Origin of the sequence: Micromonospora sp. NPDC005172, assembly GCF_040608555.1 — a bacterium.
Classification (GTDB): Bacteria; Actinomycetota; Actinomycetes; order Mycobacteriales; family Micromonosporaceae; genus Micromonospora.
This window is the reverse complement of sequence record NZ_JBEXIL010000014.1, coordinates 46,289-58,899: the sequence shown is the minus strand read 5'-3', so window position 1 is coordinate 58,899 and position 12,611 is coordinate 46,289. Positions and strand designations below refer to the sequence as shown.

The following is a 12,611-nucleotide window of genomic DNA, read 5'->3' as shown; positions in this document are numbered from 1 at the left end:
GACGTGCGACGGCGAGGACGCCGGCTGGGCTGGATGAATTCTCGGTCTGGGCGTGGCACAGCTCGCGGCACCGGACACGGTGCGCCGGATCAGCGGGGTGGACGACTCGTCGACCTCCCGGGCGGTGGTGCCGCTTGTCGGGGCGCGGGAGTTGGTCCATGCGGCCGGGCTCCTGACGAGCCGTCGCAAGGGCATCTGGGTGTGGACCCGAGTGCTGGGCGATGCGATGGACCTGGCCTCTCTCGGGGTGGCCATGCCCCACCGTGGCGGGCACCGCCGGCGTCGCCTCGTCGGTGTCACCAGCGCCATCGTCGGAATCACGGTGGTGGACCTGCTGACCGCCGTGCAGGCCACCCGCGTCAAGAGGATCGGTTCGGCGCCGGCGATACGAGGTTCACGCGGAGGAGGATCCATGGAGCTGACAGCCACGACGACAATCCGCAAATCCCCACCCACCGTGTACGCGTTCTGGCGTGACCTGGACAACCTCCCGACGTTCATGGCACATCTCGAGACGATCCGTGCCACCGGCGACCGCACGAGCCACTGGTCCGCGAGCGCTCCCTTCGGCAGGAACGTCGAGTGGGACGCGGAGATCACCGACGAGGCGCCCGGGGAGAAGATCGCGTGGCGGTCCACCGGTAACGCCGACGTGCCGAACGCCGGCACGGTCCGCTTCGTGCCCGCTCCGGATGGTGCCAGCACCGAGGTGCACGTCGTCATGTCCTACGACCTCCCGGGCGGCGCGGTCGGCAAGGCGGTCGCCAGGTACTTCGGTGAGGAACCGCACCAGCAGCTCGACGACGACCTGCGCCGGCTCAAGCAGGTGCTGGAGACCGGGCAGGTGGTCCGATCCGAGGGCGCCCCGTGGGGCAAGCGGGCCCGCAAGGAGTTCCCGCAGCGTCCGGCGCAGCCGCTGTCGGACTCCGAGCTGGCCAAGGGGGCAGGCGCGTGAGGGCGAACACCTGGGCGGGCCGCAACAAGGTCAAGGTCCGTGACGTGCCGGACCCGAAGATCCTGAACGATCGCGATGCCGTCGTACGCATCACCTCTACCGCGATCTGCGGCTCGGACCTGCACCTCCTCGACGGGTACGTGCCCACCATGCAGGACGGCGACGTCATGGGCCACGAGTTCATGGGCGAGGTAATCGAGGTCGGCCGGGGCGTCGACCCGGGTCGGCTACGCGTCGGGGACCGGGTCGTCGTGCCGTTCCCGATCGCATGCGGCGCGTGCGGCGCCTGCGCCGCAGAGCTCTACTCCTGCTGCGAGAACTCCAACCCGAACGCCGGAATCGCCGAGAAGATGTTCGGCCATCCGGTCGCCGGGATCTTCGGCTATTCGCATCTGACCGGTGGCTTCGCCGGCGGTCAGGCGCAGTACGCGAGGGTTCCGTTCGCCGACGTCGGTCCCCTGAAGATCGAGGCCGACCTCACCGACGAGCAGGTGCTGTTCCTCTCCGACATCCTGCCCACCGGCTACATGGGCGCCGAGATGTGCGACATCCAGCCCACCGACGTGGTTGCGGTGTGGGGCGCTGGCCCGGTCGGGCAGTTCGCGATGGACAGCGCCCGGGCACTCGGCGCCGCGAAGGTCATCGCCATCGACAAAGAGCCGTACCGGCTGCAGATGGCCGAACGTGCGGGCCACACGACGGTGAACTTCGAGAACGTGGACGTGCGGTCCCGACTGCTGGAACTGACCGGTGGGCGGGGGCCGGACAAGTGCATCGACGCGGTCGGCATGGAATCCACCCACGGTGCCGCGCACGTGCACGCGTACGACCGGATCAAGCAGGCAGTCCGCTCGGAGACCGAGCGGCCGCACGCGCTACGCCAGGCGATCCTGTCCTGCCGCAGCGGCGGCATCGTGTCGGTCATCGGCGTGTACGGCGGCTTCCTCGACAAGTTCCCCGCCGGGGCGTGGATGAACCGGGCGCTGACCCTGCGTACCGGTCAATGCCACGTGCAGCGCTACATGAAACCGCTGCTCCAGCGCATTGAACGGGGGGAAATCGACCCGACCCGGGTCATCACCCACACCCTGCCGCTCGACCAGGCGGAGCGCGGCTTTGAGATCTTCAAAAACAAGCAGGACAACTGCGAGAAGGTCGTTCTCAAGCCCTGACGACCACCCGCATCCGGCCACCGCGACGCGCCCGGTGGCCGGATGCGTGTCCTGCGGCGTCCTTCAGGGCTGATACTGACTGCGGGTGCGGGGAAGCCACTGCGGATGATGGTCGCGCAGGTAGCAGACCAGTCCCTCGCGTAGGTCGCAGCGCAGGTCCCAGGCGCTGGCGCCGTCGGCGGCCGAGGCCTGCACCTGGATGACCACCGTCTGCGGTGTGGAGTCGACCATCTGGAGCACCCACTGGCCGCGATCCCAGAGCGGTGAGGACTCGACCAGCCGGCGCGCTTCCTGGCGCAGGTCATCCAGGTCGGCGGTGTGGTCGACGTGAATCTGGACCTTGCCGATCACGCGGGACTCGTTTCGGGTCCAGTTCTGAAACGGCCGCTCGGTGAAGTACGTCGTCGGCAGGATGAGCATCCGTTCATCCCAGAGCCGGATCACCACGTTGGTGAGCTTCACCTCCTCGACCCGGCCCCACTCACCGTCCACCACCAGAACGTCGCCGACATGCAGCCCGTCGGCGAAGGCGACCTGGACGCCGGCGAACGCGTTGCCCAGCGCGGTACGGGCGGACAGACCGATCAACGCCCCGACCACCCCCGCCGACGTCAACACGGAGACACCGAAGAGGCGTACCGGTCGAAAGGTGATCAGTATCAGGCCGATCGCGACGATCGTGACCACGGCGACGGTGAGCCGTCGCACGGGACGAATCTGCGTCCGAGCACGCCGGACCCGCCGACTGGCGACCGGGTCACCCGGCAGCCGGCTGAACGCGACCGCCTCGGCGACGTGCAACGCCCTGATCACCAACCAGGCCCCGGACAGAACCAGGGCCACCAGGACCGCGTGCCGCAGATGACGCTGCCAACCGACCGAATCCAGCGGCAGCGCGTAGTACAGCGCCCCGGTCAGCAGCACCGCTGCCGCCGGGCGCCGGCAGGAATGCCGCAACGGCTCCAGCAGCCACCGATAACGGCCACGGGCTACCCGACGAATCAGCAAGCCGGAGATCAAGTCCACGACCACCGCCGCCGCCAGCGCGGCTACTACGATCAACGCGGTACGCATCAGAGGCCGTTCACCGTAATCCCGATGCCAGGTTCCCCCGACTTCCTGCCCAGTCCAGGTGCCAGCGTCCCATCCTGCGCAGTGCTAGGCGGCAAACATCGGCGATTGCTGGTGTGCCGGAGCGGTGAGCTTGGCGGAGATCACGGCGACGCCGCACTGCTTTGCGGCGTTCAGAGGGCGGCGATCGAGGTGGGAGCTCGTTCTTGTCGAGCAAGTGCGCGCATCACGTTCAGGGAACCGTGTCGCCAGGCGGCGAGGCTGGTCAACAGATGGATCGTCGCTTCGGTCGCTGCCGCCGGCATCGAGGGCGTCGGCAAGCTGAGGCTGACGGCCAGATCGTCGACGTGCACGACCAGCTCCATGACACGGGTCAGGAGGAAGTCATCGACGCGCAGACCCCACTCGCCGAGGTCCACGATGCGGTCGAGAGGTTGTGCCGGCACGACGGCCCGCAGCTCGGTCAACGCGGCATCGACGGCGTCCGCCAGGCCCTCGGCGGTGATCGACGCGGCTGCCTGCTCGCTGCGACGCCGGATACCGATGTTGTCCACGCTGCCGACGCCTGAGGTCACCCAGGTGTTGCCAGTGAAATGCTCCAGCACCGAGATCGCCGACCTGCCTGGAGCAGCGCCCAGGAAGATCACCGTGTGAGTCACCTGGTAGGCGAGATGACGAGCCAGGCCCCCCATCGAGAAGTCAGGCAACGCGCTGGGCCGGGACCACCGCTCGGCCAGTACCGGTTCACGCAACAGAGCCGCGGCGGTGCCGGCCATGTCGAGGAAGGCAGATCGGATCATCTAATGCACGCTATGCCCTGCGGGCACCTGTCGTCATGGGTGCGCCTGCCCGCGAGGGGCAGTTCGTCGGCCGGGACGTCAGGACAGGTACGAGAGCCATAAGATCCGCCGACATGCTCCGCACCACGCCTCCGCGCCCCTTGGACATCACTGCGGTCTTTCCCGAACTGCGGGACCATTCCGTGACGACCACCCGTCTGCATCCCCGACCGGGCGCTCCGAGCGTCAGGGACAGCTCGGTCGGTGGACCCCTTCTGTGGCCGGCAGATGAGGTGTGGCCCGCCTGCGACGACGCCGGAGCGCACGAGCCATGGAACCTGACGACCCTGGCCGCCCTGCACCGCAGGAGGGAGATCCTCGCGACCGCAGAAGCCCGGGAGCCACTACCGGGTGGGGACTTCTTGACGGCGGATGAGCGGGCCGAGCTCGATTCGGCCGATGCTCTCGACCTGGACGACCTGATCGAGGATCCCATCCCGTTGGTTCCGGTCGCCCAGCTGTATCGACGAGACATCCCGGACTACGCCGGTCCGGACGGCACCGACCTGTTCCAGGTGCTGTGGTGCCCGGTGGACCACTCGGACCGGCACTACAGCCCTCGCGTCTTCCTCTACTGGCGCAACAGTTCCGCCGTCGGCCCGCTACTCGAAGCGCCTCCCGAGCCGCCGGTGATCAGCGACATGTACCTGCCAATCCCGTGCGTGGTGCACCCCGAGCAGGTCCGCGAATACCAGTACGCCGACCTACTTCCCAATGACCTGCGCGAGCGGCTCGACGAGTGGGATGACGACGATGAGAGCCGCCCGCACTATCAGAGCGACCTGTCGCTGGCGCCCGGGTGGAAGGTCGGCGGGTTCGCGAACTGGTCACTGACCGATCCGTACCCGATGGAGTGTGCTGCCTGCGGCACCACGATGACCCTGATCTTCACTGTGGATTCGGGCGACTGGAACGGCATGCATTGCAGCTGGCGCCCGTCCGAGGAGAACCCGAGCGCGTCCCCAGACATCGTTGGTGTGCAGATCGGCCGTGGCTACTCGCTGTACATCTTTCGCTGCCCCGATTCAGCCGATCATCCCCCGGCCACCGCTGTGCAGTGACCTGGCGAAGAGGTCTTCAGCGCTGGTCACCAGGCACCCGAACATGTCGCCGAGGACGACCCGCTGGTGTTCCGTGAGCGGGTTTACGAACACCGCAACATCGACCTCTGCGGCCCGGCACGCCTGCGCGATCTCGCGCGCCTTGCCCGGGCTGAGCAGTGTCCGCCGCGAGAACGGCACGTCCATCTTGGCCGCACCGCCTAGCGACACCCCCCGCCGCTGTACGTGCCGGCACACCACCCGTCCGCCATGGCCCTCCACGGAGGCCGCCAACGCGTCCAGCTCTGAGCCGAACTCCTTGTCCTTTGCCGAGAAGAGGCCCACGAGCGCCACGTCGGCCCCCGCCAGCACTGAGGTTGGTGACTCGCTCGGATGTCGCCGCACAAGGCAATGGTGTCAAACTCCGCTATTCGCGTCCGACCCAGGTCGCGACGCACGCCTCGTTACCCTCTGGGTCGGCCAGCACCCACCACATCGGCGCATGTGCGTCGGAAACGACGCGTCCGCCGGCGGCCAGAGCGGCAGCGATGCGATCCTCCGCTTGATCGTGCGGGACGGCGATGTCCACATGCATCCGATTGCGGTGCGGTCGCTCTGTCTCCATGGGTTGCAGCCCGAATCCGGGGCCTCGTCGCGCCGGATCGGCCAGGTAGTCGTCACCGATCTGCCGGTATCCAAGCAGTGCCTGCCAGAACGGCAGCACGTCCGAGTTGACCAGGGCATCGAGGGTGATGTTGACGAGCTGCACCGCACCGGGGTCGGCGGGGATGCCGAGCGCCCGGGCCGCGGCCGATATCCGTCGCGCCAGAGAGATGTCACGCCGGGACAGCGAGACGGTGACGCCAGCGTGGCGCAGGTCCAGGTTGAGGTGCTCCTGCTCGTCGCGACCAACCAGCCGGCCGATCTCATCGACGAACGCGATCCCCGCCGACAGCGAGCCGGTCCGGAGGTAGGCCGAGACCAGGTGGTAGAGACAACGCCAGTCTTCGACACCGTCAGCCGCGTGGAAACCACCAGCGGTGATCTGCACCGTCACGTTTGCGAACCTAACATCGGCCACGGCCGGAATGCCCACCGCGGCTGTCGAGAGCTTCTCGCATCCTTTACCGTCCCCACCTATGACCCACCCGTACCAGGTGCCCCCACCGCCGAAGCGGCGGACGTTGCGAACCGTGTTGATCGTCGTCGGCGTGGTCGTCGTGCTGTGCTGCGGTGGAGCCGGCGTCGGCGGCTTCTTCCTGTACAAGGGAGTCAAGGGGGCAACGGATCCCGCGCTGCAGGCCGTTGAGTCGTTCGTCAGCGACCTGGAGGAGAACGATGCCGACGCGGCGTACGGCCTGTTGTGCAGCGCCACGCGCGTCAGCTACACGAGAGAGGCGTTCGTCCAGGGCGTCGCCAAGCAGCCGAAGATCCGCGGCCACAAGGTCAACGGCGTCAAGGTGTCGAGTGTCAACGGCCGCACGTCCGCGACGGTGAACATGGCCCTGACGCTGGACAGCGGCTTCACCGACCGGCACATGTTCGCGTTGGTGAAGGAGGACGGCGCCTGGAAGGTGTGCGGCCAGCCGTACTGACCCTGTGGAGGAGACGTACGTTCCGCGGTGAAATCGGTTGTCGCACATCGTGGGGTCGCCGAGCATGGGCGAGGTGAGCCGAAGCCTGCGTACAGATCCCCGGTCGCGCCAGGCGCACCGTCGCGCTTACGGGGTGGAACGGGTACGGATCCACGTTCATGCAGCGCGACCGGGATTCGCGCATCCGGCAAGCGGGCGTGACGTTCGTGAGGTGCTGGAGGTCGTCGGGGCTTTCGCTTGGTACGGGCTACGCGTCATCGAGTTGCGGCAGACCGAGGACTTCGACCTCGGATCGGTTGTCCTTGGCAGGACCAGAGCACCGGGCGAGATCCTTCTCTACGAACAACCGGCACGCGAAGCGGCTCGGCTGCGGGACTTCATGCGTTTCGACGTACTGCTGCACGAGCTTGGCCATCATCTGCTCCAACACCGCGCTCGGAAGGTGGGCAACATCCAGCGGCGGTCGGACCATGAGCGATTCGCGGATGCCTTCGCTGCCCAGTGGAAGCCCGTTGTCCAGGCCGCACTCGACACCTCCCATCAGCGGGTGTTGGACGGCAGGTGACCTTGCCAGCCTGACAACGCATCAACCGCACCGCCTTTTTCGTGAAAGGTCGTCAGGTACCAGACAGCGATCACGAGTGTCTCGCTCTACCGTTGACGTTTCGCGGCTCAGTCGGTCCAACGGGGAGGACATTATGAGCGGGCGGCGGCAGGCCCTTCTGTGCGGCGTCTCGGTGGCCTTGTTAGCGCTCACCGGTTGTACCGGCGGAGGCAAGAAGGTCGAGGTCGGCACCAAGGACGCTTTCACAGCGGCCATAGAAGCGATGCGGCAGGCACCCGCGCTGCAGTACACGTCGGATCTGGGGGGCGCGGCGGTCACCACGCGCGCCACCAGTGCCGGCCAGTCTCTGAGCACGATGGCACTCGGTAGCATCGATGTGCAGAGTTTGAGCATCGGCGGCAAGGTCTATGTCCGCTTCCCGGACGGCTTCGCGGTCCCTGGCACCACCGGCACGCAGTCGAGTTCGTTGACCGGTAAGTGGCTCACCGGAGGGGCCGCAACCGGTCCCGCCGCCCAGCAGCCTCTCACGCCCCGCACCCTCGCTGACGCCGTCGACGAACGCCTCCGCGCCGAGGGCACCACTTTTCCGCGTTCAACTGAGACAACGCCGGCGGAGGGGGTGACGACCTGGAAGGCCACCACCCCTCAGGCCGAAATCTTCGTGAGCACACAGCGTCCGTATCGGCTGGTGCAGATCGTGTCGAAGGAGGGAGGTGCGTCACTTCCGTCCCTGCCGAGCCTGCCGGCCTTGCCGACCAGGGGCGCTGACCCCTCAGCGCCTGATCTGCCGAGTCTGCCGTCGCCGCCGAGCCTGCCGACACTGCCCGGCATGCCGACGCTGCAGGGCGCCGCGCACACCTCCATTGTTGGGGCCGGCAGTGGTGGTTCGCGACAGGTCAGCTGGCGGCGGATGGCCCCTGCCGCACCGACGTTGCCCGGACGGATCCGCGTGGCCGACATGGGGCAAGCCGAGGTGGATGCCCTGTTCCGCGACCTGACCGGAAAAGCCAAGGAGCTGGAGAGTTCGTTCGACCTGTCCTACCAGTTCACGGCCAAGGGCAACGCCCGCTTCACCGGATGCGGTCCCGGCGCCTGCCGGATAACCGTCACCATCAGCAGCCGCTTCGTGGGCAAGGACCTGCAGACGCCCAAGTCCGCCAGCGCCACCATGACCGTCACGATGACCGGTGATGGCAGACCAGTCGGCGGCTGCGCCACCACAGGCACCCTGCCGGTCAACGCCACTGGCCAACTCAGCTGCACCAACGTGTCCCCCACCTGGACCAGTTGGTACCTGCGGGCCCGTACTCAGCGCGGCGCGCACGTCTACGCGGCGCAGGCCCAGGTGCTGGCGCGGGCGGTGACACGCGTGCAGGTCCAGCGGATCCTCGACGAGCTGCAGGAGTGGCTCGACGACGCCCGCACCCGCCTGCAGCCGACGCCCACGGCCGCGCCGAGCGCCAGCGCATCGCCCGCACCCGCCACCGTCTCCCCTTCGCCCAGCAGAAGCACATGCGTGAGTTCCCGTCCGCCGGGCGCGCAGGGCAGCGGCGGCGGGTGGATCGTGAACACCACCCAACCGGTGGCCAACCGCAACAAGACCACCACTCCCCCAGGCGGTCCCGGTGCTCGGGCAAGCCAGGCGACCGCCTGCATCACCAGGCCCGCCGCGAAGGGAACCGCCGCTCAGGGAGACATCACCGGCTGGCAGGACGCGCAATCGTTCGCCGCCAGAAACGGCGGCGGCAGTCTCGCCCGGTGCCACCTCGTCGCCAACGTCCTCGGAGGCAAGGGCATCGCGGCCAACCTGGTCCCCTGCTGGCAGGTGGGCATGAACACCGGCACGCCCAGCATGCGCACGTACGAGCAGACCGCCCAGACAGCGGTGGGGCGGTTGAACGCCGGCGAGGCGGTGTACTACGAGGTGACGGCGCAGTACCGCGACGCCACCAGCACCATCCCGACGTCGGTCACCATGAGCGCTACCGTCCAGAAGGCCGACGGCACGACGCAGCCCCTGTTCAGCGGCAGTATGGTGCCCAACAATCGGACGGTCAACGGAGCGGTGGTCAACCTTGGAAACTGACGGTCCCGGGTCATCGACAGCCGGCGCCCCCCGCAGCACCCCGCCACGTCCGGCGGACATCGCGGCGGTGTTCCCGCAACTGGCGCCGCTGGCACGCACGACGACACGCCTGCACCCACGTCCCGGCTCACCGTCTGTTCGCGAAAGTTCGGTCGGCGGGCCGCTGCTGTGGCCGGTCACCGAGGCATGGCCGATCTGCCATGGTCCGCACCAACCGGACGGCCGACCTGCGACGACGGTGCAGGACGTGAGACTGCTGCGGCAGCTCATCACGGCTGCGAACAACCGTCCTGCCGGTGACATGCTGTTCACACCGCAGGAGCAGGAGGTCGTGGATCGTATTGATCGTGGCCGCCCCTGGCCCGACGAGCCGGTGGCGTTGCTGCCCGTCGCCCAGCTCTATCGTCGCGACGTGCCCCATCTCCGTGTGCCCGAGCAGGCGGACATGGTGCAGGTGCTGTGGTGCCCGTTCGACCACCCCGAGCAGCAGATACCCAGGACGGCGCTGTTCTGGCGCTCCTCGACCCAACTCACGGACGTGGTCGTCACTCCCCCGCAACCCGTCGCGGTCCAACATGAGGGTTACGTGCCGCAACCGTGCCTCGTCCATCCCGAGCAGGTGACGGAGTATCCCGCGCCGCTGGAGCTGAAGCAGGGTCTGCGCGAGCAGGTGGAGCAGTGGAGTGCTCGGCAGAAAGCCGACGCTGCCCCGGGAAGCGCGTACGACCAGGCAGAGTCGGCGTTCTACCAGTACGAATTGTCCGTCGCACCGGGCTGGAAGGTCGGCGGCTGGGCGCCCTGGAGCTTCATCGACCCTCAGGCGCTGCCCTGCCAGAGCTGCGGAACACCGCTCGAACCACTGCTGACGATCGCCTCGAGCGAGTGGGACGACAGCAACCACAGCTGGATCCCCTACGAGGACAGAGACGCCGCCATGCGGAACGCCCACCCGGACCCGGCGCGGCCGAGCCTGGTGTCCATCGCCGGGTTCAACCTGCAGCTCTACGTCTGTCCGGTGTCGCCGGAGCATCCACACGCCGAGTTGCTGCAGTAGCGCGGCCGGACGGAGCGCTGCGTCATCATGGCGCCTTGACAGGGGTAGAGGCGTCATTTTGGGGTGGGCCGGTCGACGGCAGGATCATGCCGGTGGGAAGTTTGCGCAACCGTCGCGGTTCAGGATGACCAGAGCCGTGTTCGACGGCGGTCAGCGCATACTTCGGGGCCAGCCGAGTGCGGTAGGAGCCGGACGCTGCTATGCGACACCGGGGGTGGGGACACCGGTCCGAACCGCCTCGATAAAGCTATCGGGTGGCAGGTAGCGATGCTCTTCGACATAGTGGCCGATCAGCGCCGGTGCGGCGAAGTTCGTTCCGCCCACTCCGGTGAGCCAGATCTCGCCGTTCCCGCGTGCGACATCGGACGTTTCGGGGAGCCGAGTGTCGACCCCGGTCACGTGCGGCTCAACCGCAGCCGGGCAGAACTGGCAGTAGTGGTAGCCACGCATGAGCCGTACCGGTGTGGTGCCGAGGCTTACCAAGCGATCTCGCACGTCGCGGGGGCAGGCTCCGGTGGTGAAGGGCATGCTCGAATCCAGCCAACCAATGGCGAGGCCGTCCGGGGCGCCCGGGTGGTAGTCATAGGGCGCCAGGTCAGGGATGTACGTCACGCGTCGATCATCGCAGTCCGGCACGGACCTGGCGCGCTCCACGTATACATGCTCATCGACGGTTGAGGGCAGTCTCGTGGTAGCCGCCCTCCTGCCTGCCTGCCGGCCGGTACTTGACGTTGCCACAGAGGCACGGGTGCTCACCGTGCTCAGCTCAGCTCGACCGTACCCAGGATTCGTGTGGGGACGACGGAACCGCTCACGGGTTCGTTGGAGACGCCGAAGCTGCCCGCCTCGGCAACCGGACCGACGACCATGGTCGACTCCCGGACGCCCTCTGCCAGTCGTCCCACCTTGCGGGGCTCGCTGCCCCGGATGAGCCACAGCTCGTAGATCCGCCCGGGGCCGGCCTCGGGCAGGTCCCGCAGCAGCACCACCCCACGGTCCCGGTCGCGCGAGACCACCACGGTCGCGGCGCCGCCGGGTTGCAGCGACCGCTCGAACACCCGGGCGTCCGGGGCATCCAGGACCGCGGCGATCTGCCGCGCCTGGTCACTGCTGGCCCGCTCGTCGCTGACCCGATCATTGGTCACGGCCCAGGTGGCCGCGCTCGCGCCGCCGGCCACGAGCACGACCGCCGCAGCGGCCGCGGTCAGGCGTCGCCACCTGCCTGCCTGCCCTCTGGCGCTGTCTCCTGCGGCAGCGGTACGCACCTGCGGGGTGCGCGCCACCTGCGTGAGGGTGCGCTCCCGTAGAGCCGGCGGCATGCCCTCGACGAGGGTGTCGTCGGCGAGCCGTGCGACGGTCTCCCGCAACTCGGCCACCTCCAGACGGCACGACTCGCAGTCCGCCAGGTGCCGCTCGAACGTCGCCCTCTCAAGCTCGTCGACCGCGTTCAGGGCGTACGCGCCGGCGAGGGTGTGGATGTCGGCGCTCATGCCCGTCCCTCCATGTCGATGCCCAGGCAGTCGCGCATCCGGATCAGTCCATCGCGCATCCGCGTCTTCACCGTCGGCAGCGGCGTGTTCAGCTTCTCGGCGACCTCACGGTAGGTGTGGCCGCCGTAGTAGGCCAGGGTCACCGCCTCCCGCTGCACCGGTGTCAGGCGGCCCAGACAGCGACGGACCTCTTCCCTCTCCAACCGGGCCGTGACGTCCTCGACGACCTCGTCGTAGGGAACGTGCGTCTCGGTCGCGGCGACGCGCCGGCTGCGGTCGGTGTGAGCCTGCTCGGAGCGCACCCGATCCACAGCCCGGCGATGCGCCATCGTCAGGATCCAGGCCGAGGCCGAGCCACGACCGGCCTCGAAGCGGCCAGCGGTACGCCACACCTCGACCATCACCTCCTGCGTCACCTCCTCGGCCTGCGCCGGGTCACGCAGGACCCGGCGGGCCAGCCCGAGGACCCGGCCGGCCACGGCGTCGTACAGCGCCGCGAACGCCGCCTCGTCACCCCGCGCCACCCGAGACAACAGCTCGTCGGGGCTCGGCGGCGTGACGGTGTCCGGCGGCACCGACCGCAATCGCCGCACGTGTTCCGGGTCACCGCTCATCCTCGGCATGTCCTCTCCTGTGCTGGCGGCCGTTCAGCCTGCCGCCGCATGCTCGAATGCTTGGCGACGTGCGCGTGAGCGAGGCGCGGGTAGACGATGACATTGTCGCGGCAGTGCACTCCACGTCTCC

At 68.3% G+C, this 12,611-nt stretch carries 14 protein-coding genes; 7 read left to right on the top strand and 7 right to left on the bottom strand.

Features of this window, described 5'->3' with window-relative positions; genetic code table 11:
- Positions 1-52: 52 nt before the first annotated feature.
- Together ABZV06_RS12460 and ABZV06_RS12455 are read left to right on the top strand one after the other, a co-directional pair.
- Entirely contained in the window at positions 53-955 is a 903-nt protein-coding gene (locus ABZV06_RS12460) for an SRPBCC family protein (protein ID WP_355244052.1), read from the top strand.
- Entirely contained in the window at positions 952-2,127 is a 1,176-nt protein-coding gene (locus tag ABZV06_RS12455; RefSeq protein ID WP_355244054.1) for a zinc-dependent alcohol dehydrogenase, read from the top strand. The genes ABZV06_RS12460 and ABZV06_RS12455 overlap by 4 nt, the downstream gene beginning before the upstream one ends.
- Before the next feature lie 63 nt (positions 2,128-2,190).
- Here ABZV06_RS12455 and ABZV06_RS12450 read toward each other — a convergent pair whose 3' ends face one another.
- Positions 2,191-3,201 carry a mechanosensitive ion channel domain-containing protein gene (locus tag ABZV06_RS12450; RefSeq protein WP_355244057.1) on the bottom strand — a complete coding sequence of 337 codons (1,011 nt, stop codon included), beginning with the start codon at positions 3,199-3,201 and terminating at the stop codon, positions 2,191-2,193.
- A gap of 170 nt (positions 3,202-3,371) precedes the next feature.
- Entirely contained in the window at positions 3,372-3,998 is a 627-nt protein-coding gene (locus tag ABZV06_RS12445) for a maleylpyruvate isomerase N-terminal domain-containing protein (protein ID WP_355620936.1), read from the bottom strand.
- A 113-nt stretch (positions 3,999-4,111) separates the two neighbouring features.
- Here ABZV06_RS12445 and ABZV06_RS12440 point away from each other — a divergent pair, with 113 nt between their 5' ends.
- Positions 4,112-5,098: a hypothetical protein gene (locus tag ABZV06_RS12440; RefSeq protein WP_355620933.1), complete on the top strand. Its 987-nt coding sequence runs from the start codon at positions 4,112-4,114 to the stop codon at positions 5,096-5,098.
- Here ABZV06_RS12440 and ABZV06_RS12435 read toward each other — a convergent pair.
- Positions 5,063-5,431: a hypothetical protein gene (locus ABZV06_RS12435; RefSeq protein ID WP_355247867.1), complete on the bottom strand. Its 369-nt coding sequence runs from the start codon at positions 5,429-5,431 to the stop codon at positions 5,063-5,065. The genes ABZV06_RS12440 and ABZV06_RS12435 overlap by 36 nt on opposite strands.
- A 73-nt stretch (positions 5,432-5,504) precedes the next feature.
- Positions 5,505-6,134 carry a VOC family protein gene (locus tag ABZV06_RS12430; RefSeq protein ID WP_355620930.1) on the bottom strand — a complete coding sequence of 210 codons (630 nt, stop codon included), beginning with the start codon at positions 6,132-6,134 and terminating at the stop codon, positions 5,505-5,507.
- A gap of 136 nt (positions 6,135-6,270) precedes the next feature.
- On the opposite strand from ABZV06_RS12430, the gene ABZV06_RS12425 reads away from it, so the two are divergent.
- From ABZV06_RS12425 to ABZV06_RS12410, 4 genes are all read left to right on the top strand, one after another.
- The gene (locus ABZV06_RS12425; protein WP_355620927.1) at positions 6,271-6,672 is read left to right on the top strand and encodes a DUF4878 domain-containing protein; all 402 of its coding nucleotides are present in this window, start codon (positions 6,271-6,273) and stop codon (positions 6,670-6,672) included.
- Between the two features lie 211 nt (positions 6,673-6,883).
- On the top strand, positions 6,884-7,237 hold the full coding sequence (locus ABZV06_RS12420) for a hypothetical protein (protein WP_355620924.1): 354 nt from the start codon (positions 6,884-6,886) through the stop codon (positions 7,235-7,237).
- Positions 7,238-7,370: 133 nt separating this feature from the next.
- Positions 7,371-9,323, top strand: a complete 1,953-nt coding sequence (locus ABZV06_RS12415) for a DNA/RNA non-specific endonuclease (RefSeq protein ID WP_355620921.1) — start codon at positions 7,371-7,373, stop codon at positions 9,321-9,323.
- A 67-nt stretch (positions 9,324-9,390) separates the two neighbouring features.
- Positions 9,391-10,377: a hypothetical protein gene (locus tag ABZV06_RS12410; RefSeq protein WP_355620918.1), complete on the top strand. Its 987-nt coding sequence runs from the start codon at positions 9,391-9,393 to the stop codon at positions 10,375-10,377.
- Between the two features lie 198 nt (positions 10,378-10,575).
- Here ABZV06_RS12410 and ABZV06_RS12405 read toward each other — a convergent pair whose 3' ends face one another.
- The 3 genes from ABZV06_RS12405 to ABZV06_RS12395 form a co-directional block, all read right to left on the bottom strand.
- The gene (locus tag ABZV06_RS12405; RefSeq protein WP_355620916.1) at positions 10,576-10,989 is read right to left on the bottom strand and encodes a hypothetical protein; all 414 of its coding nucleotides are present in this window, start codon (positions 10,987-10,989) and stop codon (positions 10,576-10,578) included.
- 149 nt (positions 10,990-11,138) lie between these two features.
- Positions 11,139-11,867 (bottom strand): anti-sigma factor, encoded by a 729-nt coding sequence (locus ABZV06_RS12400; protein WP_355620914.1) that lies wholly within the window; start codon positions 11,865-11,867, stop codon positions 11,139-11,141.
- The gene (locus tag ABZV06_RS12395) at positions 11,864-12,481 is read right to left on the bottom strand and encodes a sigma-70 family RNA polymerase sigma factor (RefSeq protein WP_355621086.1); all 618 of its coding nucleotides are present in this window, start codon (positions 12,479-12,481) and stop codon (positions 11,864-11,866) included. Before ABZV06_RS12395 ends, ABZV06_RS12400 begins: the two co-directional genes overlap by 4 nt.
- Between the last annotated feature and the right edge of the window lie 130 nt (positions 12,482-12,611).

What these genes read in the sequence shown, in the direction of transcription:
- ABZV06_RS12395 (WP_355621086.1), bottom strand. Translation starts at nt 12,481, where the DNA reads ATGAGCGGTGACCCGGAACACGTGCGGCGATTGCGGTCGGTGCCGCCG.
- ABZV06_RS12440 (WP_355620933.1), top strand. Translation starts at nt 4,112, where the DNA reads ATGCTCCGCACCACGCCTCCGCGCCCCTTGGACATCACTGCGGTCTTT.
- ABZV06_RS12450 (WP_355244057.1), bottom strand. Translation starts at nt 3,201, where the DNA reads ATGCGTACCGCGTTGATCGTAGTAGCCGCGCTGGCGGCGGCGGTGGTC.
- ABZV06_RS12445 (WP_355620936.1), bottom strand. Translation starts at nt 3,998, where the DNA reads ATGATCCGATCTGCCTTCCTCGACATGGCCGGCACCGCCGCGGCTCTG.
- ABZV06_RS12400 (WP_355620914.1), bottom strand. Translation starts at nt 11,867, where the DNA reads ATGAGCGCCGACATCCACACCCTCGCCGGCGCGTACGCCCTGAACGCG.
- ABZV06_RS12415 (WP_355620921.1), top strand. Translation starts at nt 7,371, where the DNA reads ATGAGCGGGCGGCGGCAGGCCCTTCTGTGCGGCGTCTCGGTGGCCTTG.